The organism is Hyphomicrobiales bacterium, assembly GCA_016710435.1.
Classification (GTDB): domain Bacteria; phylum Pseudomonadota; class Alphaproteobacteria; order Rhizobiales; family Aestuariivirgaceae; genus Aestuariivirga.
Genome location: JADJVV010000001.1, coordinates 1,111,041 through 1,132,610, shown reverse-complemented (window position 1 = coordinate 1,132,610; position 21,570 = coordinate 1,111,041). Strand labels below are relative to the sequence as shown.

Sequence of the window (21,570 nt, the reverse complement as noted above, 5' to 3'; positions counted from 1 at the left end):
CGGCTGATATAAGGCTGGAAGCAATGGCCTGCCATGTCTATTCCTGACGGTATGCCGTCTCCTTCCGCCATGGTCGCCGAGGTCCTGCTGCCGCTCGCGCTGGCGCAGGCCTACAGCTATGGCGTGCCCGCGGGACTTGCCCTTGCGGCCGGTGACTATGTCGAGGTGCCGCTCGGACCGCGCAGCTACATCGGCGTCGTCTGGGAGGTGCGGCCCGCGGTTCCCACCAACATGCGTCTGCGCGATGTCGTGCAGCGTTTCGATGCGCCGCCGATGCCCGACACGCACCGCAAGTTCATCGAGTGGCTGGCGGCCTACTATCTCGAACCGGTCGGCAATGTGCTGCGCATGGCGCTTCGTGTGCCGGCCGCGCTGGAGCCGCCGCGGGCCCAGGTGGCCTACAGGCTGGGAGCGGCGCTGCCCAAGCGCATGACGCCGCAGCGCCAGCGCGTGCTGGAAATCCTGCGCGACGGCTTCCCGCTGCCCGCGAGCGCGCTGGCACAGGCGGCGGGTGTGGGAACTTCCGTGGTCAAGGCCATGGCCCGCGACGGGGCGCTGGAAGAGGTGGCTCTCCCTGCCTTGCGTCCCTTCCCGGAACCCGATCCTGATGAGGCACCCTATGCGCTCTCGGCGGACCAGACGGCAGCCGCAGACCACCTGCGCGAGGCGGTGCAGGCGGCAAGGCACAGCGTCACGCTGCTGGACGGCGTCACGGGGTCGGGCAAGACCGAGGTCTATTTCGAGGCCATTGCCGAAGCCTTGCGGCAGGGCAGGCAGGTGCTGTTGTTACTGCCCGAAATTGCCCTCACCGCGTCCTTCCTGGCGCGCGTCGAACGGCGTTTCGGGGTGGAGCCGGCGGGATGGCATTCCGATTTGCGTCCACGCGAGCGCGAGCGCACCTGGCGGGGCGTGGCGGATGGTTCGGCGAAGATCGTGGTCGGTGCGCGCTCGGCCCTGTTCCTGCCCTGGTGCAACCTCGGCCTTGTCGTTGTCGATGAGGAACATGAAGGTGCCTACAAGCAGGATGAAGGTGTGACCTACCACGCGCGCGACATGGCGGTGCTCTACGGCGCGCTGGCCCGCTTCCCGGTCATCCTGTCGTCGGCCACGCCGTCGCTCGAAAGCCTCGTCAACGTGGACCGGGGGCGCTACGCGACGGTGAAGCTCTCGGACCGTCACGGCCGCCCCGAGTTGCCGGAGATCAATCTGATCGACATGCGCACAGCGCAGGTGCCGGGCGGTTCGTGGCTGTCGGAACCGTTGCTGCTTGAGGTGAAGAAGGCGCTCGATGCGGGCGAACAGGCGCTGCTCTTTCTCAACCGCCGGGGCTATGCGCCGCTCACGCTCTGCCGCGCCTGCGGGCATCATCTCGATTGCCCCAACTGCGCGGCCTCCATGGTGGAGCATCGCTTTCGCCGCCTCATGCAGTGCCATCACTGCGGCCATCAGGAGCCCGTTCCCAACGCCTGTCCGAAGTGTGGCACGGAGGGGAAACTAGTGCCCGTGGGACCGGGCGTGGAGCGGCTGGCCGAAGAGGCGATCAAGCATTTCCCCGAGGCGCGCATGGCGATCCTCTCCAGCGACATCACGCGGGGCGTGTTGCTGCGCGATGTGCTGCGCGACGTGGCGGATGGCCTGCACAATCTCGTCATCGGCACGCAGCTGGTGGCCAAGGGCCATCACTTCCCGCACCTCACCTGTGTGGGCGTGGTGGACGCCGACCTCGCCCTGGAATCCTCCGATCCGCGCGCCGGCGAACGCACCTGGGCCTTGCTGACGCAGGTCGCAGGCCGTGCGGGACGCGGCGAGCGTCCGGGCCGGGCCTTCGTGCAGACCTATTCGCCTGAGCATGCCCTGATGCGGGCCTTGGCCAGCGGTGACCGCGATGCTTATTACGCCCAGGAGAAACTGATCCGGCAGGGCGCGGGGCTGCCGCCCTATGGGCGGCTCGCCGCGATCATCGTGTCGGATACGGACGCACCATCAGCCGAACGTTTTGCCAAGGCACTGGCGCGGAATATTCCGCCAACGGATGATGTGCAGGTGCTGGGCCCGGCGGTGGCACCCATATCGGTCATCCGCGGCCGTCACCGCTGGCGGCTGCTGGTAAAGGCCGGACGCGACGTGGATATCCAGGCCTTCCTGCGGCTGTGGCTCAAGGACACGAAGGTGAAAGGCTCTCTGGCCCTGCATGTTGCTGCCGCCCCATCATGCCAGGGACAGTGGATCATTGCTGGTTGGCATTTTCAGCCGAACCGCCACTCCATGTGATTGCGATAGACTTCGCCGGGGCGGAGGATGGAGGAGGGGAAGGCCGGATTGTTGGGCGCATCCGCCACGTTCTGCGGTTCGATGGCGAGCGCGTGGGCGGGTTGCAGCGGGCCTGTATGCCCCAGCATCTGCGGCTGCCAATGGATCGCCGTATAGGTCTGCATGCAGCCTTCCGTCGTCCACACCTCCATGCGGCGGCCGGAGCTGGGATCGCGCAAGGTGAGGCCGTGCTTCATGTGGCCGCGCACGCCTGAAAGTTTTGTGCAGAAATCATGATCCTCGCGGATGGCGCGGGCCTTGCGGAAATCGAAGGGCGTGCCGGCGGTCGGCTCGATCCGGCCCAGCGGCAAGAGCAGATCACCAAGCGGAAAATAATTCTCGCCCATCACATGCAATTCATGGTCCAGCACGGAGCCCCCGCCTGCCAGATTCCAATAGGCATGGTTGGTGAGATTGCACACCGTGGCCCGTGTCGTGCGGGCTTCGAGTGTCAGCGCCAGGCGGTTGCCGGACAACGCGTAAACCGCCTTCACATCGAGATTGCCGGGATAGCCTTCCTCGCCGTCGGCGGAATTGAGATAGAAGGTCACGCGGTTGCCGTCGCGCAGCCAGTCCCAGCGGCGGGCGTGGAATCCCGTATCGCCGCCGTGCAATTGATGCGGCCCGCTATTGGCCGTGAGGTGCACGGTTCTGCCGTCCAGCGCAACGGTGGCATTGCTGATCCGCCCCGCGTGACGGCCGCAGATGGCGCCCGCATAGATGTCACCGCTCATGATCCAGCTCTCAGGCCCGGAGCCGAAGGCCGTCTCCATGCCATCGACCACGCAGGAAGCGATGCGTGCGCCCATGGGGTGCAGCGCCACCGTGATGCCGGGCGAGGACAGCGTGATCATCACCCGGCCTTCTGAAGTTCCTTGAGAATGGCCTCGCCCATCTGCGTTGTCGTGGCATTGGCGGGGCTTGCGTCGCTGGCAATGTCCTTGGTGCGCAGGCCCTGCGCCAGAACGGCAGATATCGCGGCGTCCAGCTTGTCGGCCCAGTCGCCCATGTTGAGCGAATAGCGGAGCGCCATGCCGAAGCTCGCGATCATGGCAATGGGATTGGCCGCACCCGTGCCTGCAATGTCGGGGGCCGAACCATGCACCGGTTCGTAGAGCGACTTTCTCCGCTTGGTCTTGGCATCGGGTGCGCCGAGCGAAGCGGACGGCAGCATGCCGAGCGAGCCCGTGAGCATGGCAGCCACGTCAGAGAGAACGTCGCCGAAGAGATTGTCGGTGACGATCACGTCATACTGTTTCGGCCAGCGCACCAATTGCATGGCGCAGTTGTCGGCGAGCACGTGCTCAAGCTGGGCCGTGGGATATTCATCCTTGTGGATGCGCGTCACCACTTCGTTCCACAGAACGCCCGTCTTCATGACGTTGCGCTTCTCGGCAGACGAGACCTTGTTCTTGCGCGTCTTGGCGAGGTCGAAGGCGACTCGGGCGATGCGTTCGATTTCAAACGTGTCGTAGACCTGCGTGTCGATGCCGCGCTTCTGGCCGTTGCCGAGATCGGTGATGGTCTTGGGTTCGCCGAAATAGACGCCGCCCGTCAGTTCGCGGACGATGAGGATGTCGAGGCCTTCGACCACATTTTTCTTCAGTGAAGAGGCATCGGCAAGTGCGGGATAGCAGATGGCGGGGCGCAGGTTGGCGAAAAGCCCAAGATCCTTGCGCAGGCGCAGCAGGCCCGCTTCGGGGCGCACATCGTAGGGCACCTTGTCCCACTTCGGCCCGCCCACCGCGCCGAAGAGCACGGCGTCGGCGGCTTGCGCCTTGGCCATGTCGGCATCCGATACGGCCTGTCCGTGGGCGTCATAGGCGGACCCGCCGACGAGGCCCTGGTCGGTCTCGAACCTGGCAATGCCCTGCGCATTCATCCACGCCACGATCTTCTTCACTTCGGCCATGACTTCAGGGCCGATGCCGTCACCGGGGAGATAGAGGAGATTGTAGGAAGCCATGGCAGCGCTCGCGAAAAGGTTGATTTCGCGGGCTGAGGTAGCGGGTTCAAGGCGTCAAGACAAGCGCAGCTTGCGGCGGAGAGCCCCGTCACGCACCCTGCCGTCACGCCACCGGCGTCACCCGCACCACCTTGTAAGGCATCAGCTCGTCATCCTCGCGTACCGACACGTATTCGCCGAGGCGGAAGGCATGATCGCCGAAGCGGTAGCCGGCCTCGTCCTCTTCCTCATCCGAATGAATGTCGTAGTGGAAGGCCCAGGAGCCGCCGCGCTTGTGCAGGAGGTGACCGATGTCATCCTCCTCGCCGGGGCGGAAACGGCGCACGCGGCAGTGGTCGCGATTCTTGCCCCAGGATTCGGCATCGATGCGGCCGTCCTCCTTCAGAGGTGCTGCAAATTCGTAACCGATGTCGTGGGCGCCGTCGGGGTGTTCCTTGCAGCGGGCCAGTTCCAGCCGGATCTTGGAGAGCGACATGGTGGCCTCCTCAGTGCGACATCAGGACCGGGCGGTCGAGATGCTGGATGACGTGGCGGGTGGCGCCGCCGAAAACGAATTCGGCGAAGCGGCTGTGGCCATAGGCGCCCATGACGAGCAGGCCCACGCCCTGGTCGTTGGCGGAACGCAGCAGCGTGGCACCCGCACTCATGCCATCGGACGAAATGCTGAGGATTTCGACCTTGATCTTGTGGCGGGCGAGGCCTTCGGCAATGTCGGCACCGCCCATCTGGCCGCGGGCGGGCTCATCGACGCGGGCCAGTTGAACGCGTTTCGCTTTCTTCAGCAGCGGCACGGCATCGAAGGCGGCGCGGGCGGCTTCGCGGCCACCATCCCAGCCGACAATCGCTTCGGTGTAGTTCAGTTCGGCCGTTCCGGTGCGCGGCAGGATCAGCACCGGGCGGCCGGCGGCGATCACCACGCGCTGCACGAAATCATATTCGGCGCCGAGCGATTCATCCGGGTTGACGGCGGAGACGACGACGATGTCGGCGCTGCGGCATTGTTCCACCACGGCGGAAGAGAGAAGCGGCGTCGTGGCATCCACTTCCTGGAAGGAGAAGGACAGGCCCTCGGCCTTCATGGTGTCCTCGAACTTGGCCTTCACTTCGGCCTTGTTGGCGATGAAGTGCTTGCGGTTGCCGTCATAGACGTCCGGCACCGCGGCGAGGCCCGCATTGGGATAAACCTGGATGCCGGGGATGATGTAGAGGCCGGTGACATGGGCGTCATGGTCGGCAGCGAGCTTGCGGCCGGCGGCCACCAGTTGCGGCACGCGGTCAATCTCGGTGAGGCAAAGCAGAATCGTTTTATAGGCCATGACAGTCCTCCTTCAGGCACGGGGAATTCTCCCCCGTCAAACATGAGGCCGCCTTGATCTGGAGCAAGCCCTGCGGCGCATTTGCCGCAGACGTCCGGTTGAGACGGCCCTCCCATTCCAAATTGATGGAACGGGCAAAGGTTTCACTGCATTCACCATACCATGCAAATGCCGGAAGACACTCTCGCGGCAGACTTGAGCTGGCAGAGATGGCGCAACCCCCGGATGAAGTGCGATCTCCCAATGACCGCTTGCGCGGAGCACCGGATGGAGGCCTCAAAGCGTCTCACTCGGCCGCCTTGCGGCTCATGGGATTGTTGGGGTGGGTTGTCCAGTTGGCGTAGTCGGGTGAGATCGGCTTGTTGGTGCGGGGGTCGACGCCGCCCGTCTGCCGCACCATGGTGATGCAGTTTTCGACTGGACAGACTTCCACACAGAGGTTGCAGGCCACGCACTCGTCGTCCATGACCTCGAAGTGGCGGTTGCCGTCCTTCTCCTTCATGATCGCCTGGTGCGAAGTGTCCTCGCAGGCGGCAAAGCAGCGCCCGCACTTGATGCAGAGGTCCTGGTCGATCTTCGCCTTCGAAATGGCGTTGAGGTTGAGGTACTGCCAGTCGGTGACGTTGGGCACGGCGCGGCCGCGGAAATCGTCGATGGTGCGGTAGCCCTTCTCGTCCATCCAGCGCGCGAGGCCCGCTTTCATTTCCTCGACGATGCGGAAGCCGTAGGTCATGGCCGCCGTGCAAACCTGCACGTTGCCCGCCGACATGGAGATGAATTCGGCCGCATCGCGCCAGGTGGTGACGCCGCCGATGGCCGAAATGGGAAGCCCGCGGGTTTCCTTGTCGCGGGCGATCTCGGCCACCATGTTGAGGGCGATGGGCTTCACCGCGGGGCCGCAATAGCCGCCGTGCGAACCCTTGCCGTCGATGGTGGGCACCGGTGCAAAGTTGTCGAGGTCCACCGACACGATGGAGGATATCGTGTTGATGAGAGAGACAGCGTCAGCACCCCCGCGCAGGGCTGCGCGCGCGGGATAGCGGATGTCGGTGATATTGGGCGTGAGCTTCACGATCACCGGCATGCGCGAGTGCTGCTTGCACCAGCGCGCCACCATTTCGATGTATTCGGGAACCTGGCCCACCGCGGCGCCCATGCCGCGTTCGCTCATGCCATGGGGACAGCCGAAGTTGAGTTCAACGGCGTCGGCGTCGGTTTCCTCGACGCGCTTCAGGATCTTCTTCCACGGCTCTTCCTCGCAGGGCACCATGAGGGAGACAATCATGGCGCGGTCGGGCCATTCGCGCTTCACTTTCTTGATCTCGCGGAGGTTCACCTCCAGCGGCCGGTCGGTGATCAGTTCGATGTTGTTCAAGCCGAGCAGGCGGCGGTCCGGGCCGTGGATGGCGCCGTAGCGGGGACCGTTGACGTTGACGACCGGCGGGCCTTCCTCGCCCAGCGTCTTCCACACGACGCCGCCCCAGCCCGCCTTGAAGGCACGGACGACGTTGTATTCCTTGTCGGTGGGCGGGGCCGAGGCCAGCCAGAAGGGATTGGGCGACTTGACGCCGATGAAGGTGCTGCGGAGGTCTGCCATGGGGTTTCTCCTCAGGCGTTCAGGAAGGCGTGAATGGATTCAGCGGCACGGCGGCCATCATCGACGGCGGCGACGGTGAGGTCGTTTCCGCCAGCGGCACAATCGCCACCTGCCCAGATGCCGCGCACCGTGGTGCGGCGGTCGGCGTCGACACGGATGCGTCCGCCATCGAGGCCGAGGCTGCCGCCGTTCACATCGATGAAGGTTTGGCCGATGGCCTTGAAGATCATGTCTGCCTCGAGGGTGAAGGTCTCGCCGGTGCCGATGAGCTTGCCCTTCTGGTCCTTCATGTATTCGCACACGAGTCCGCGGGCGCGGCCTTCCACAACGACAACCTTCCGTGGCGCCACCCAATGCCTGATCTTGACACCACGGGTCTGGGCGAGCTCCTGCTCGAAACGGCTTGCCTTCATCTGCTCCTGGCCGCGGCGATAGAGGACTGTCACCTCTTCGGCGCCGAGGAGCTTCGATTGCACGGCAACATCGATCGCCGTCATGCCGCCGCCGATCACCAGCACCTTGCGGCCGACGGGCAGCTTCGCAAGGTCTTTCGACTGGCGCAGTTCGGCGATGTAGCCGACGGCGTCCTCGATGCCCTTGCTGTTCTCGTCCCTGGTACCCAACGCATTGACGCCTTGCAGGCCGAGGCCGAGGAAGACGGCACCGAAGCGCGATTGCAGGTCGGCGAGTTTCAGGTCCTTGCCCAGCGCCTTGCCATGCTCGACGGTGATGCCGCCGATCGACAGGATGAAGTCCACTTCCTTCTGGGCGAAATCGTCCACCGCCTTGTAGGAGGCGATGCCGTATTCGTTGAGGCCGCCCGCCTTGGGCCGCGCATCGAACACGGTCACATCGTGGCCACGCATGGCGAGGCGGTGGGCGCAGGCGAGGCCGGCGGGACCGGCCCCCACCACGGCCACCGTCTTGCCCGTGGATTTCGCGCGGGAATAGGGGTGCTTCCGTTCGGCCATGGCGGCGTCGGTGGCATAGCGCTGCAGCATGCCGATCTTGACGGGCTTGCCCTCCGAGGTGTTGCGCACGCAGACCTGCTCGCAGAGCGTTTCCACCGGGCAGACGCGGGCGCACATGCCGCCGAAGATGTTCTGGTCGAAGATCGTCTTCGCGGCCGACTTGGGATGGCCGCCCTGGATTTCCCGGATGAACATGGGAATGTCGATCGACGTGGGGCAGGCCGTCTGGCACGGCGCGTCGTGGCAGAAGAAGCAGCGGTCTGCTTCCACCAGGGCCTCGTGATCGGTGAGGCGCGGGTGCAGATCGGAAAAATTGATGGCGTAATCCTGCTTCTGCAGACGCGCGGGATGAATGTCGGGAGGCCGTACGGCCTTGCGCGGGGCCGGTGGGGCCGCAGCCTTGGACTGGATCTTTGATTGGGCCTTTGTGACCGTCTTCACGGCCTTGGCCACGGCCTTGCGCACTGCGCGGCGGGCAACGGCCTTGCTGACAGCTTTCTTCTTGGCAGCCATCGGGTCTCCTCCATGAGACTGTTTTTATATTTTCGCGAAGGTTGGCAGATTTTGTTCAAATGGTCAAATTTCTGAATCGGGTGGACGCGAGGCCCTGCCTCCGCTTATGTTTTGTATGACAATTCACCGCTCCGAGGCCCCTCATGTCCAAATCCCCCGCCAAACCCCTCAAGTTCCGCTCGCAGGCCTGGTTCGACAATCCTGCCAATGCCGACATGACGGCGCTCTACATCGAGCGCTATCTCAACTACGGCTTCACGCAAGGCGAGTTGCAGGGCGGCAAGCCGATCATCGGCATCGCGCAGACGGGTTCCGACCTCAGCCCGTGCAACCGCGCCCATGTGGACTGGGTGCGCCGCGTGCGCGACGGCATCACGGCGGCGGGCGGCATTCCGCTGGAATTTCCGATCCATCCGATCCAGGAAACGGGCAAGCGCCCCACCGCCTCGATTGACCGCAACCTCGCCTATCTGTCGCTCGTCGAAGTGCTGCACGGCTATCCCATCGATGGCGTGGTGCTCACCATCGGCTGCGACAAGACCACGCCGGCCTGCCTGATGGCGGCGGCAACGGTTGATATTCCGGCCATCGCACTCTCGTCCGGTCCGATGCTGAACGGCGACTACAAGGGCCAGCGCACGGGTTCCGGAACGATCGTCTGGCTGGCGCGCGAAAAACTCGCCACCGGCGAAATCGACTACAACGGCTTCGTTGATCTCGTGGCCTCGTCGGCACCCTCCACCGGTTACTGCAATACGATGGGCACGGCCTCGACCATGAACTCGCTGGCGGAGGCGCTGGGCATGTGTCTTCCCGGAAATGCGGTTATCCCCGCGCCTTATCGCGAGCGTGGGCAAATGGCATTCGAGACGGGCAAGCGCATCGTCGAGATGGTGCATGAGGACCTGACGCCCTCCAAGATCATGACGCGCAAGGCCTTCGAGAATGCCATCCGCGTCAACACCGCGATTGGCGGTTCGACCAATGCGCCAAATCACCTCAATGCCATTGCACGCCATCTCGGCCTTCAGCTCGATGTGATCGACTGGGAAACGCAGGGCCATGATCTTCCGCTGCTGGTCAACATGCAGCCCGCAGGCGAATACCTGGGCGAGGACTTCCATCGCGCCGGTGGCGTTCCTGCCGTGATCGCGGAGCTGATTGCCGCCGGAAAGATCCACGAAGACTGCATCACCGCCAACGGCAAGACGCTGGGTGAAAACTGCAAGGGCAAGTTCTCCTGGAACCGCAAGGTGATACGCGAATTCAATGACCCGCTGAAGAAGCGCGCCGGATTCAAGATGCTGAAGGGCAACCTGTTCGATTCCGCCATCATGAAGACGAGCGTGATCTCGGAGGAATTCCAGCAGCGCTATCTCTCCAACCCGAAGGACCCCAATGCCTTCGAGGCCAAGGCCATCGTCTTCGACGGGCCGGAAGACTATCATGCCAACATCGACAACAAGACGCTCAACGTGGATGAGAATACCATTCTCTTCATCCGCGGGGTGGGCCCGCTTGGTTATCCCGGTGCGGCGGAAGTGGTGAACATGCGCGCGCCGAGCTATCTCCTCGAAAAGGGCGTGCGGTCGCTGCCGTGCGTCGGCGATGGCCGGCAATCGGGCACCAGCGGCTCGCCCTCCATTCTCAATGCCTCGCCGGAAGCTGCGGCAGGCGGTGGCCTGGCGCTCCTCAAGAATGGCGACATGGTGCGCGTCGACCTCAACACCGGCGACTGCAACATGCTGGTGAGTGAAGCGGAATTGAAGACGCGCCGCGAAGAGCTTGAGAAGAACGGCGGCTACAAGGTGCCGGAATCGCAGACGCCGTGGCAGGAAATCTTCCGCAAGGAGGTGGACCAGTTGTCCAACGGCATGGTGATGAAGGGCGCCACCAAGTTCCAGCGCGTGGCGAAGGTTCATCCGGTCCCACGGGACAATCACTGACCCGGATGAAGAGACGGCTGTTCCTCGCGGGTGCCGCAAGCGCGCTGCTGGCGTCACCGGCCCTTGCGCGCAAGGACCTGAATGAAGCCGAGTGGGTGACGGGAATCATCCCCGAGAAACCGTTCGACATCCAGTTGATGAACCTGGAGCGCATCCCGCCGGCCTTTCGCAGGCAGGATGTGCGCTGGAACGGCCGTGAAGAGGCGGGGTCTGTGGTGGTCGATGTGGCCGCGCGGCATCTCTACGTCATCGGGGGACAGGGCAAGGCGATCCGCTTCGGCATTGCCGTGGGACGCGAGGGCGTGGGGTGGTCCGGCACGACGGTGGTGGGCCGGAAGGCCAGGTGGCCGACGTGGACGCCCACCGCCGGCATGCGCCAGCGCAATCCCAAGCTGCCGGTGCAGGTGAAGGGCGGGCCGGAGAATCCGCTGGGTGCGCGTGCACTCTATCTCTATCGCGATGGGCGCGACACGCTCTATCGCATCCACGGCACGAATGAACCGTGGTCCATCGGCAAGGCCGCATCCTCCGGCTGTTTCCGCATGCTGAACGAAGACGTGTTCGAGCTTTACGGCAGTGTGCCAGTGGGGGCTCGTGTATTCGTCAGGTGATCGCCGAAACCGTCCGTGTACGGAATGGTTTCCCGGAGCGGAGCCGGCGCAAGACAACTTCCGGTTCCGTTGCGGCGCACATTTTTGTGCGGCGCACGTGTTGTGCCGCAACATCGTTTGCACCCTCCATCACGCATAACTGCCATACTCTTACCACCCTTTAACTGTTATATCAGTTTGCCGCATGCTACGCGTGCCAACAGGCAATGGGAGGAAGACAAACATGATGACGCGCATTACCCGACGTACACTTGTAGCAGGCGTGGCCGCGGCCGCGCTGCTCGGCAGTGCCACCGTGGCGCTGGCCGCTGACAAGATCCTGGCGTCTGTGCCGGGATTGAGCTTTCCGTTCTTTGTTCACATGATGAATGCCTTCAAGGCGGAGATTGGCAAGCAGGGCTACGAAGCCGTGGAGAGCGACGGCCAGGTTTCGTCTCCCAAGCAGACGGCGGATATCGAAGCCGCCATCGCGCAGGGCGTGAAAGGCATCGTGATCAGCCCCAATGAAGTGGACGCCATGGCACCGGCGCTGCAACAGGCGGTGGAAGCGGGTATTCCCGTCGTCACCGTTGACCGCCGCGTGCCTTCGGTTGAAGGCATTCTCGGCCACATCGGCGCCGACAACGTGAAGGGCGGCGAAGCCCAGGGCAATCTCATCAAGCAGCTCTATCCCGATGGTGCGACCATCGTGAACCTGCAGGGACAATCGGGTGCCTCGCCCGCCATCGACCGCAACAAGGGCCTGCATAACGTGCTGGACGGCGATGCGAAGTACAAGATCGTGTTCGAGCAGACGGCAGGCTTCGCCCGCGACAAGGGCCTGTCGGTGACGGAAGCCGCCCTCTCCGGTCTGGCTGAGCCGCCGAAGGTGATCGTGGCTGCCAACGACGACATGGCGCTCGGCGCCATGGAAGCGGTGAAGGCCCGCAATCTCACGGGCATCGCCATCATCGGCTTCGACGCCCTGCCCGAGGCACTGGCGCAGGTCCGTGACGGCGGCCTCACGGCGACGATCGAGCAGTTCCCGGGCCAACAGAGCGCGCTCGGCGTGCAGACGCTGGTGGCCTTCCTGAAGGATGGCACGAAGCCTGCCGAGCAAGTCCACCTGATCACGCCCGTGGCCGTGACCAAGGACAATCTCAACATCGCCGAACGCCTGGGCGAAGTGAAGTAACAGCATCCGGATTTCCGGCCGGGCAATGACCCGGCCGGAGCCTCCCATGCAGACTCCTTCCGACGACGGGCCGCCCCTGCTGCGCATGACGGGCATTTCCAAGTCCTTTCCGGGCGTGAAGGCGCTTGAGAACGTGGACTTCGCGGTGGGTACTGGCGAAATTCATGCCTTTCTCGGCGAGAACGGCGCCGGCAAATCCACGCTGCTGAAAATTCTCTCCGGTGCGCAGGCACCCGACTCCGGCACGATTGCCCTCGACGGAAAACCCGTGGTGTTTGCAACGCCGCAGGAAGCCCAGCGCGCCGGCATCGTGACCATCTACCAGGAATTCACCCTGGCGCCCGACATGAGCATCGCCGAAAACGTGTTCGTGGGCCGGGAACTGGGATCACGCTTCTTCGTCAGCCATCGCCAGATGGAGGAAGAGACGCGCAAATTGTCGAAGCGGATCGGACTCGACCGCAGTCCCGCGACGCGGGTGCGCGACCTGGCCGTGGCCGAGCAGCAGATGGTGGAGATTGCGCGGGCGCTCTCCATGAAATCGCGGATCATCGTGATGGATGAACCCACGTCCGCGCTCAGCAGGTCAGAGGTCGAGAAACTCTACGCCATCATCCGGGCCCTGAAGGCCGACGGCATTTCAACCATCTTTGTCACGCACCGGCTGGATGAAGTGTTCGAGATCTGTGACAGCTACACGGTCCTGCGCGACGGACACCATGTCGGCCAGGGGCGCGTCGCCGACACGAGCATCGAAGGCATCATCCGCATGATGGTGGGACGCGATGTGGGCCTCCTTGCCCACCGGCAGGATACCAGCGCCACGGCGGAGGTGGCACTGGAGGTGCGCAACCTCACCCGCCGCCGCAAGGCCACCGACGCCAGTGCCATCGAACTCCACGACGTCTCCTTTTCCGTACACAAGGGTGAAATCCTCGGCATCGCGGGCCTTGTCGGGGCGGGCCGCACGGAATCGGCGCGCGCCATCTTCGGCGCCGACAGGCTCGACAGCGGCGAGGTGCGCGTGGGCGGCAGGGCCGTTGCCATCGCCAGTCCGGCCGACGCCATTGCCCACGGCATCGGCCTCGTTCCCGAAGACCGCAAGCAGCAGGCGCTGTTCCTCGGACTCGCCATCCGCACCAACCTGTCGATGGCTGCTCATGACCGCATCACCGGGTGGGGGTCCTTCATCAACGTACGGCGGGAAAAGGATCTCGTCGAAGACTACCGCCGCAAGCTCAACATCCGCATGACGTCGGACGAGCAACTGGTCGGCAACCTCTCCGGCGGCAACCAGCAGAAGGTGGTGCTGGCGCGCTGGCTCGCCTTGCGGCCCAGCGTGCTGATCGTCGATGAACCGACACGCGGCATCGACGTCGGCGCCAAGGTCGAGGTGCACAACCTGCTCATCGAGATGGCGCGGGAGGGCATTGCCATCATCGTCATCTCATCGGAGCTGCCGGAAATCCTGGCGCTGGCCGACAGAATCGTCACCATGCGCGAGGGGCGCGTCACCGGAAACGTGCCGGGCCCCGGTGCCACGCAGGAACAACTGATGACGCTGATGACGCTTTCCAAACCAAAGGCTGCCTGAGAGGAAACACGCGCCATGTCCACGACCGGCCTTCCGCCCAGCACGCGCGATACATCCTTCGATGCCTTCGGCTTCATTGCGCGTTTCGCCCCGCTCATCTTCCTGCTCGTCCTCATGGCGATCTTTGCCATCATGGAGCCGCGCTTCCTCTCCTCGATCAATCTCTTCAACGTCATGCGCCAGGTGTCGATCACCGGGCTCCTCGCCATCGGCATGACCTTCGTCATTCTCACAGCCGGCATCGATCTCTCGGTGGGCTCGCTCCTCGCCTTTGCGGGGCTAGTGGCCGCCGCGGTGGCCAAGGGCGGCATGCAGGACCGTTTCACCGTGGGCGATGATGCGGTGGGCTACGGCTGGCCGCTCGCGGCGCTGGCCGCTATCATCGTGGGATTGATCGGCGGATACCTGCAAGGCTTTTCCATCACACGCCTCAAGGTGCCGCCCTTCGTGGTGACGCTGGGCGGCATGTCGGTCTTCCGTGGCGCGGCGCTGCTGTTTGCGGCGGGTGGGCCGATCAGCGGATTCGACAAGGCCTTCACCTGGTGGGGACAGGGCAAGATCGGACCCATGCCCGTGCCTGTGATCATCTTTCTTGTCGCGGCCGCCATTGCCCATGTGGTGCTGCGCTACATGCGCTTCGGCCGGCGTGTCTATGCGGTGGGGGGCAATCCCGAGGCGGCGCGGCTGTCGGGCCTCAATGTCAATGCCATCATCTGCAGCGTCTATGTGATCATGGGGTTCTTCGCGGGATTGGGCGCCTTCGTGCTTTCGGCGCGCCTCAACTCGGCAGAGGCCGTGGCGGGCACGGGCTATGAGCTCACCGTCATCGCATCCGTCGTGATCGGCGGCACCAGTCTTTTCGGCGGCGTTGGCACCATCTTCGGCACGGTGATCGGAACAATCCTGATCGGCGTGCTGCTCAATGGCCTCGTGCTGATGAATGTCTCCAGTTACATCCAGCAGATCATCATCGGTGTCATCATCGTGCTGGCGGTGGCCTTCGACACCTTCGCCAAATCCCGCCGCAAGCGGGGCTAAAGCAGAAGGCCACCCGGAGGTGGCCTTCGTAGTCTCAAAATGATGGTTCGTCAGGTATTGCGCTTGCGCGCCGCCAGTGTGCGCAGGCGGAGCGCATTGAGGCGGATGAAGCCGGCGGCATCCTTCTGGTCGTAGGCGCCGCGGTCGTCCTCGAAGGTGACGAGGTCGTTCTTGTAGAGCGACTTGGGCGAGCGGCGGCCCACGACGATGACATTGCCCTTGTAGAGCTTCAGGCGGACGTCGCCTTCCACATGCTCCTGGCTCTTGTCGATCATTGCCTGCAGCATCTCGCGCTCGGGCGCGAACCAGAAGCCGTAATAGACCAGTTCCGCATAGCGCGGCATGAACGAGTCCTTGAGGTGGGCGGCTTCGCGGTCGAGCGTGATCGATTCCATGGCGCGGTGCGCCACACCGAGGATGGTGCCGCCGGGGGTCTCATAGACCCCGCGCGACTTCATGCCGACGAAGCGGTTTTCCACGAGGTCGAGGCGGCCGATGCCATTGTCGTGGCCGAGGCGGTTCAATTCGGTGAACAGCGTGGCGGGACTCATGGCCTGGCCGTTGATCGCCACCGCATCGCCGTTCTTGAAGCTCACCTCGATGTAGGTCGCTGTGTCGGGCGCATCCTCGGGCGCAATGGTGCGCTGGTAGACGTAAGGCGGCGGCTCTTCCCACGGGTCCTCCAGCACCTTGCCTTCCGAAGAGGAGTGCAACAGGTTGGCGTCAACCGAGAAGGGCGCCTCGCCGCGCTTGTCCTTGGCCACCTGGATTTGGTGGGCTTCGGCGAATTCGATCAGGTCGGTGCGGCTCTTGAACTGCCACTCGCGCCAGGGTGCAATGATCTTGATGTCGGGGTTGAGGGCATAGGCGGTCAGTTCGAAGCGCACCTGGTCGTTGCCCTTGCCCGTGGCGCCGTGGGAGATGGCGTCGGCTCCGGTCTGTTCGGCGATCTCGATCAGGCGCTTGGCAATGAGCGGACGGGCGATGGACGTGCCCAGCAGATAGACGCCCTCGTAGACGGCATTGGCGCGGAACATCGGGAAGACGAAGTCGCGGATGAATTCCTCGCGCAGGTCCTCGATGAAGATTTCCTTGATGCCGAGCAACTCGGCCTTCTTGCGGGCAGGCTCGAGTTCGCCGCCCTGTCCGAGGTCGGCTGTGAAGGTCACGACCTCCGCATCATATTCGGTCTGCAACCACTTGAGGATGATGGAGGTATCCAGTCCGCCGGAATAGGCGAGCACGACTTTGCGGATTTTCTGTTTCGACATGATGGTTCCCGGATGGCCCACGGAAGGGGCAGCAGCTTCGGGCATGCGCCTTACACTTGCAAAAATGGGCAGGCAAGGCCGCCTTCGGCCTCACCCGCCGGATTGACATTACTGCCCGTTGTCGATCTGGTTGATGACGGTCATCAGGCCGAGATCGGGAGAGGCGCCGCAGGCCGCGCCGATTTCCTTGCCGGCGGCCTCGAAGGATTCCATGTCGATCGTGGTGTCGCCCGCCTTGCCGCCGTAATAGCCGTGCAGCCAGATCAGAAGATAACTGGCTTCGTCGTCGGTCATGGTGGCGAGGTCAGAGCACTTGATGGTGGAGATGTCGATCACCTCGGCACGGGCCGGAAGGGTGGCAAGCACCATCATGCCTGCTGCGATGGCAAGTTTCTTGAGCATTGGTTGTCCTCGTTGAGCCCCGGTGCAACCTCTATAGCTTGCTTTTGGGAAAGAGGAACAGTGGGGGTTGCAGGAGAGTGGGGACTAGAGCGCGTAGAGCCACGTCACTGCCGCCGTGGCCAGTGCCGATGCCGCCAGCAGCAGCAACAGAAAGGTGCCCGCCTTTCCCTTCGCAATGAGGTCCCCGGCAGAACGTCCGGCAACGGCCCAGAAGGTCAGTCCGGTGGCGATGCCGGCGGCCAGACCTGCCCACGGCATCCACGGCGTAAGGCGCAGAACCGCGCCGGTAATGCCTCCCACCAGCATGGCAAAGCCCACATAGAGCCAAGGGCTGCGGATGGCGCGCCATTCCGCGACCAGGACGATGGCGTGGGCGGGAAGGGCCGCCCAGATCGCCATAAACAGGGCGGCGAAGGCAGCCAGCACATACCAGGGTGTATCCGGGACGCCTTCTCCAGCCACGGCAAACAGCACGCCAATCAGAAGCCCGGCCACGGCCGCACTCAGCGCGTATGCGACGGCCAGCCGGCAATAGCGCAGGACGGCGGCGGTCATGGGTTTGTGACGGCATCTCCCGGGAGCGCGCCCCGGTCCTTCGCCCTGAGGCGCTGGCTCTCGCTTTTCAGTTGGCCGCAGGCGGCCATGATGTCGCGGCCGCGCGGCGTGCGCACGGGACTGGCGTAGCCCGCCTTGTTGACGATCTCGGCGAAGGTTTCGATCGTTTCCCAATCGGAACATTCGTAGGCCGTGCCTGGCCAGGGATTGAAGGGAATGAGGTTGATCTTCGCGGGAATGCCGGCGAGCAGCTTCACCAGGCGCTTGGCGTCGGCGGGGGAATCATTGATGCCCTTCAGCATCACGTATTCGAAGGTGATGCGGCGCGCGTTGGAAAGTCCGGGGTAGGTTCGGCAGGCCTGCAGCAGTTCGGCCAGCGGATATTTCTTGTTGAGGGGCACGAGGGTGTTGCGGATCTCATCGGTCGTGGCGTGCAGGGAAATGGCCAGCATGGTGCCGATCTCGTCTCCGGCGCGGGCGATCTCGGGCACGACGCCTGATGTGGAGAGGGTGATGCGTCGCTTCGACAACGAGAGTCCTTCGCCGTCGCTTGCAAGCTCCATCGCCTGCTTCACGTGATCGAAGTTGTAGAGCGGCTCGCCCATGCCCATCAGCACCACGTTGGTGATGTAGCGGCCCGAGGAGGGCGGTGCCGGATTGGCGGCGAGGTCTTCCGGCCAGTCCCTGATGCGGTCGCGCGCCAGCATGATCTGGCCGACGATTTCTTCCGCCGTCAGGTTGCGCACCAGCGTCTGCGTGCCGGTGTGGCAGAAGGTGCAGGTGAGGGTGCAGCCCACTTGCGATGAAATGCACAGCGTGCCGCGGTCGGCCTCCGGGATATAGACGGTCTCGATTTCGTGGCGCTGGCCGCGTTCATCGGGGGCGAGGCGGAGCAGCCACTTCATGGTGCCGTCATTGGACTTCTGTTCGGCGACGATTTCGGGCCGGGCGATCTGGAAGGCTTCGTCCAGCTTGTCGCGCAATTCGCGGGCGATGTTGCTCATGGCACCGAACGAGGTTACGCCCTTGTGGTAGATCCAGTGGAAGAGCTGGTTGGCGCGCATCTTGCGCTGCTTCTCGGGCACGCCGACGCGGGCCAGCATCTCCATCAGTTGCGCGCGCGAAAGCCCCACCAGCGACGGACGGAGGTCATTCTGGATGTAGCGTTCGGGCAGGTTGGATATCAGTGTGGCCATTTCGGCCGTCCCTTTACTTCACTTCGTAGGCGCCGACCATGGGTCCCAGAGGCAGGTAGCCATCATTGCGGCGCAGATCGGTCGAATAGAGGCTGGAGATGGTGCCGTCCAGGAACAGCGCATTGGGCGTGCCCAGCGCATCACGGAAGAAGCGGGCGAACTGGTGAAAGGTCACGGCATTTTCCGAAAGGGCGAATACCACTTCGCCCGAGGCCGTGACGCCGACGCCGTTCCGCACCTTGGCGGAAGTGCCGCTTTCTGAAAACTTCGGGTGGATCCTGCCGTTGATGACCAGCATGGGGCCTGATTGCGTGGCGAATTCGGGCTTGCGGCCCGATTTCACGAAGGCTTCCGTCTCCATCACCGCCGCCTTGCCATTCTCCAGCAGGAACACACCATTCGGTTTCAGGTGGAAGTTGCCGTAGCCGTTGCGGCGATTGAGCTTCTTCTGCGTCTGCCCATGCTCGACGTAAAGGCCGATGGGGCGCAGCTTGTCGTCGAACATGCCTGCATTCATGGCGAAGGTCAGGCGCTTGCCGTCACCCGCCAATTGTTGCGCGAGGCCGGAAAAGGTGGCGATGGGTTCGCCGTCGTCGCCGAGGTTGTAGAGTTCGAGCGGCTGCCGGGTGGGATCGAAGCGGCAGACATCGAAGCTCGTCCCCTCGTGCTCCTCGGTCGAACAGGCGGATTGCGCCGCAGCCGGCATGGCCATGGGCCAGAGCGCCAGCAAGAGCACCGCCAATATATTCCGCGCCGTCATCGCAGACCTATTTGCAGGCGCTGTCGATCTCGTCGATCGCAGCAGATATGCCCGCCAGCGAATAGCTGTCGGTGGTTTCAGTGCCCTTCCAGGAAATGCCCGCCACCTTGAGTGATGTGCCGTCCTTCATGGCGGCCACGATGTCGGCATCATCCTTCTCGGCCCAGGCGGTGTCGCCCACGGGGAAGAGGGTGAAGGTCTTGTCGTCGATGGTCAGTTTCACCGTCGTGCCATCCTTGAAGGGATAGCCGATGATGGTGGAGATCTGACCCTTCACCTTGCGGCCCGGATAATTGGTCACGATGAAGCGGATGGGACCGCGTTTCGCTTCGCGGGTGGATTGGCTCTTCTTCGGTTCGGAGAAGGCAAAGCACACCTTGGAATCCGGCGCCTTGTAGGTGAAGGCCTGCCAGTCCTTGAAGGCACCGAGCTTCTTGGGCTCGTCGCTGGATTGGGCCAGGGCCGCGCCCGCAAGCCCGAGGGAAATCAAAACAACTGGAAAAATGCCGCGCATCATCATTTGTTAACCATAGGTTCCAACCCGTTAACAGGACGTAACGGTGAGGCACGTTGCCCTAGAGCGGAAAATTCCGGCCCAAATGGGGCAAGACCTGCCGCACACATCTTGTGCGGGAGCGACCAAAGGCGATGTTGCGGCGCAGCATGGCTGCCCCTAGTCTTCCTGCCCGGACTGACAAGGGAGACGGCCTGTGACGATTGCGGTGGAGTTGCGTGAGGCCCACGGGCGCGTGGCGAAACTTGTGCCGCAAGCGATTGCGCATCTGCGTGTGAAACTTGCCGGCGACCGCACGGCAGAGGGCTTCGACCGCGAGCAGCACCTCGCCCACGGCATCGCCTGGCTCGCCACCTATACCGAAACGCTGGCGGCGCTGGCAGATCATGCGGAACGGCTCACGGCCGCAGGCACCTACAGCATCGCCGATGGGCTTTTGGCCCGCGTCCTTGCCGGGGAATATCTCAATCAGGTTGCGGGTGGCATCTCCCTCAACCAGCAGGAAGTGATCCGCCCGCATGAACTTGGGCTGGCGGAGTCATCCCTCGCGGCGATTCGTGCGCTGCCGCTGTTCCGCAACGGCAACGGGACAGATTCCCGTGCCGCCCTCTCGGCGGAGCTGGCGGGCAAGGCGGCCTCCGACATCCTCGGCTCCTCAGGCCTTGATCCGGCGCTGGAGGACATGCGCCAGAGCATGAACCGCTTTGTCGCCGACAAGGTGGCGCCCCACGCCCATGGTTGGCACCGCGCCAATGCCTATGTGCCGCTGGAGATCATGTCCGAACTGGCAGGGCTTGGCGTCTTCGCGCTCACCTTGCCGGAGGTCTACGGCGGGCTGGCGCTTTCCAAGCAATCCATGTGCGTGGTCTCGGAAGAACTGTCGCGGGGCTGGATCGCCGTGGGCTCGCTCGGAACACGCGCCGAGATCGCCTCCGAACTCATTCTCTGCGGCGGTACCGAGGCGCAGAAGCAGCACTGGCTGCCGCGGATTGCATCCGGTGAAATCCTGACCACCGCCGTCTTCACCGAACCCAACACAGGTTCAGACCTCGGTTCGCTCAAGACACGCGCCGTGCGCGGCGGCGATGTCTACAAGGTGACGGGCAACAAGACGTGGATCACCCATCCGGTGCGTGCCGACCTGATGATGCTGCTTGCCCGCACCAACCCGGCGGAACCCGGCTACAAGGGCCTCTCCATGTTTCTCGCCGAAAAGCCGCGCGGCAGTAATGCCGATCCATTCCCCGCGCAGGGCATGAGCGGCGGCGAGATTGAAGTTCTCGGCTATCGCGGCATGAAGGAATTCGAAATCCGCTTCGAGGATTTTGAGGTGAAGGCGGAAAACCTTCTGGGCGGCGTGGAAGGCCAGGGTTTCAAGCAACTCATGCAGACGTTTGAATCGGCCCGCATCCAGACGGCGGCGCGGGCCGTTGGCGTGGCGCAGAACGCGCTCGACCTCGGCCTCTCCTATGCGCAGGACCGTGTCCAGTTCGGCAAGAGTCTCATCCACTTCCCGCGCGTCGCCGACAAGCTGGCGCTGATGGCGGCGGAGACCCATGGTGCGCGGCTTCTCACCTATCGCGCCGCCGCCGCCAAGGACGAGGGCCGCCGCTGTGACGTGGAGGCCGGCATGGCAAAGCTGCTGGGCGCCCGTGTCGCCTGGGCCAACGCCGACAACGCGCTGCAGATCCACGGCGGCAACGGCTTTGCGCTCGAATACCCGATCAGCCGCGTGCTGTGCGACGCGCGCATTCTCAACATCTTCGAAGGCGCGGCCGAAATCCAGGCCCAGGTGATCGCGCGGCGGCTGCTGGACGGCGCGAATTGAGTGTTCCC

Annotated in this window: 19 protein-coding genes; 7 read left to right on the top strand and 12 right to left on the bottom strand. The window is 63.8% G+C overall.

Annotated features, from left to right (window positions below; translation table 11 throughout):
- Positions 1-51: 51 nt before the first annotated feature.
- The gene (locus IPM06_05495; protein MBK8769867.1) at positions 52-2,271 is read left to right on the top strand and encodes a primosomal protein N'; all 2,220 of its coding nucleotides are present in this window, start codon (positions 52-54) and stop codon (positions 2,269-2,271) included.
- Here IPM06_05495 and IPM06_05490 read toward each other — a convergent pair.
- From IPM06_05490 to IPM06_05465, 6 genes are all read right to left on the bottom strand, one after another.
- A complete protein-coding gene (locus IPM06_05490) occupies positions 2,247-3,164 on the bottom strand; it encodes a galactose mutarotase (protein MBK8769866.1) in 918 nt (305 codons plus the stop codon). The two genes, IPM06_05495 and IPM06_05490, sit on opposite strands and share 25 nt — an antisense overlap.
- On the bottom strand, positions 3,164-4,276 hold the full coding sequence (gene leuB / locus IPM06_05485; protein ID MBK8769865.1) for a 3-isopropylmalate dehydrogenase: 1,113 nt from the start codon (positions 4,274-4,276) through the stop codon (positions 3,164-3,166). The genes IPM06_05490 and leuB overlap by 1 nt, the downstream gene beginning before the upstream one ends.
- 103 nt (positions 4,277-4,379) lie before the next feature.
- The gene (locus tag IPM06_05480; GenBank protein ID MBK8769864.1) at positions 4,380-4,751 is read right to left on the bottom strand and encodes a hypothetical protein; all 372 of its coding nucleotides are present in this window, start codon (positions 4,749-4,751) and stop codon (positions 4,380-4,382) included.
- Positions 4,752-4,761: 10 nt separating this feature from the next.
- The gene (locus IPM06_05475; GenBank protein ID MBK8769863.1) at positions 4,762-5,592 is read right to left on the bottom strand and encodes a universal stress protein; all 831 of its coding nucleotides are present in this window, start codon (positions 5,590-5,592) and stop codon (positions 4,762-4,764) included.
- A 286-nt stretch (positions 5,593-5,878) separates the two neighbouring features.
- Complete coding sequence (preA, locus tag IPM06_05470) at positions 5,879-7,189, bottom strand: NAD-dependent dihydropyrimidine dehydrogenase subunit PreA (GenBank protein MBK8769862.1); 1,311 nt, start codon at positions 7,187-7,189, stop codon at positions 5,879-5,881.
- Positions 7,190-7,200: 11 nt separating this feature from the next.
- On the bottom strand, positions 7,201-8,673 hold the full coding sequence (locus IPM06_05465) for an NAD(P)-dependent oxidoreductase (protein ID MBK8769861.1): 1,473 nt from the start codon (positions 8,671-8,673) through the stop codon (positions 7,201-7,203).
- 143 nt (positions 8,674-8,816) lie between these two features.
- Between IPM06_05465 and IPM06_05460 the strand changes: the two genes are divergently transcribed.
- The 5 genes from IPM06_05460 to IPM06_05440 all read left to right on the top strand — a co-directional run bounded on the left by IPM06_05460 (position 8,817) and on the right by IPM06_05440 (position 15,036).
- A complete protein-coding gene (locus IPM06_05460) occupies positions 8,817-10,619 on the top strand; it encodes a dihydroxy-acid dehydratase family protein (GenBank protein ID MBK8769860.1) in 1,803 nt (600 codons plus the stop codon).
- A gap of 5 nt (positions 10,620-10,624) precedes the next feature.
- Positions 10,625-11,230 (top strand): L,D-transpeptidase, encoded by a 606-nt coding sequence (locus IPM06_05455; protein MBK8769859.1) that lies wholly within the window; start codon positions 10,625-10,627, stop codon positions 11,228-11,230.
- Positions 11,231-11,456: 226 nt separating this feature from the next.
- Entirely contained in the window at positions 11,457-12,404 is a 948-nt protein-coding gene (locus IPM06_05450) for a substrate-binding domain-containing protein (protein MBK8769858.1), read from the top strand.
- 46 nt (positions 12,405-12,450) lie between these two features.
- Complete coding sequence (locus IPM06_05445) at positions 12,451-13,998, top strand: sugar ABC transporter ATP-binding protein (protein ID MBK8769857.1); 1,548 nt, start codon at positions 12,451-12,453, stop codon at positions 13,996-13,998.
- Between the two features lie 15 nt (positions 13,999-14,013).
- Positions 14,014-15,036 carry an ABC transporter permease gene (locus IPM06_05440; GenBank protein MBK8769856.1) on the top strand — a complete coding sequence of 341 codons (1,023 nt, stop codon included), beginning with the start codon at positions 14,014-14,016 and terminating at the stop codon, positions 15,034-15,036.
- Between the two features lie 50 nt (positions 15,037-15,086).
- On the opposite strand, the gene IPM06_05435 is transcribed toward IPM06_05440, so the two are convergent.
- From IPM06_05435 to IPM06_05410, 6 genes are all read right to left on the bottom strand, one after another.
- Positions 15,087-16,307 carry an argininosuccinate synthase gene (locus IPM06_05435; protein MBK8769855.1) on the bottom strand — a complete coding sequence of 407 codons (1,221 nt, stop codon included), beginning with the start codon at positions 16,305-16,307 and terminating at the stop codon, positions 15,087-15,089.
- A 108-nt stretch (positions 16,308-16,415) separates the two neighbouring features.
- Positions 16,416-16,709 (bottom strand): hypothetical protein, encoded by a 294-nt coding sequence (locus IPM06_05430; GenBank protein MBK8769854.1) that lies wholly within the window; start codon positions 16,707-16,709, stop codon positions 16,416-16,418.
- An 84-nt stretch (positions 16,710-16,793) separates the two neighbouring features.
- Positions 16,794-17,264 carry a hypothetical protein gene (locus tag IPM06_05425; GenBank protein MBK8769853.1) on the bottom strand — a complete coding sequence of 157 codons (471 nt, stop codon included), beginning with the start codon at positions 17,262-17,264 and terminating at the stop codon, positions 16,794-16,796.
- A complete protein-coding gene (gene rlmN, locus IPM06_05420; GenBank protein MBK8769852.1) occupies positions 17,261-18,460 on the bottom strand; it encodes a 23S rRNA (adenine(2503)-C(2))-methyltransferase RlmN in 1,200 nt (399 codons plus the stop codon). Before rlmN ends, IPM06_05425 begins: the two co-directional genes overlap by 4 nt.
- Before the next feature lie 13 nt (positions 18,461-18,473).
- The gene (locus IPM06_05415) at positions 18,474-19,220 is read right to left on the bottom strand and encodes a phosphodiester glycosidase family protein (GenBank protein ID MBK8769851.1); all 747 of its coding nucleotides are present in this window, start codon (positions 19,218-19,220) and stop codon (positions 18,474-18,476) included.
- A 7-nt stretch (positions 19,221-19,227) separates the two neighbouring features.
- Positions 19,228-19,740 carry a hypothetical protein gene (locus IPM06_05410; protein MBK8769850.1) on the bottom strand — a complete coding sequence of 171 codons (513 nt, stop codon included), beginning with the start codon at positions 19,738-19,740 and terminating at the stop codon, positions 19,228-19,230.
- Between the two features lie 190 nt (positions 19,741-19,930).
- On the opposite strand from IPM06_05410, the gene IPM06_05405 reads away from it, so the two are divergent.
- Positions 19,931-21,562, top strand: a complete 1,632-nt coding sequence (locus IPM06_05405; protein MBK8769849.1) for an acyl-CoA dehydrogenase family protein — start codon at positions 19,931-19,933, stop codon at positions 21,560-21,562.
- Positions 21,563-21,570: the final 8 nt, after the last annotated feature.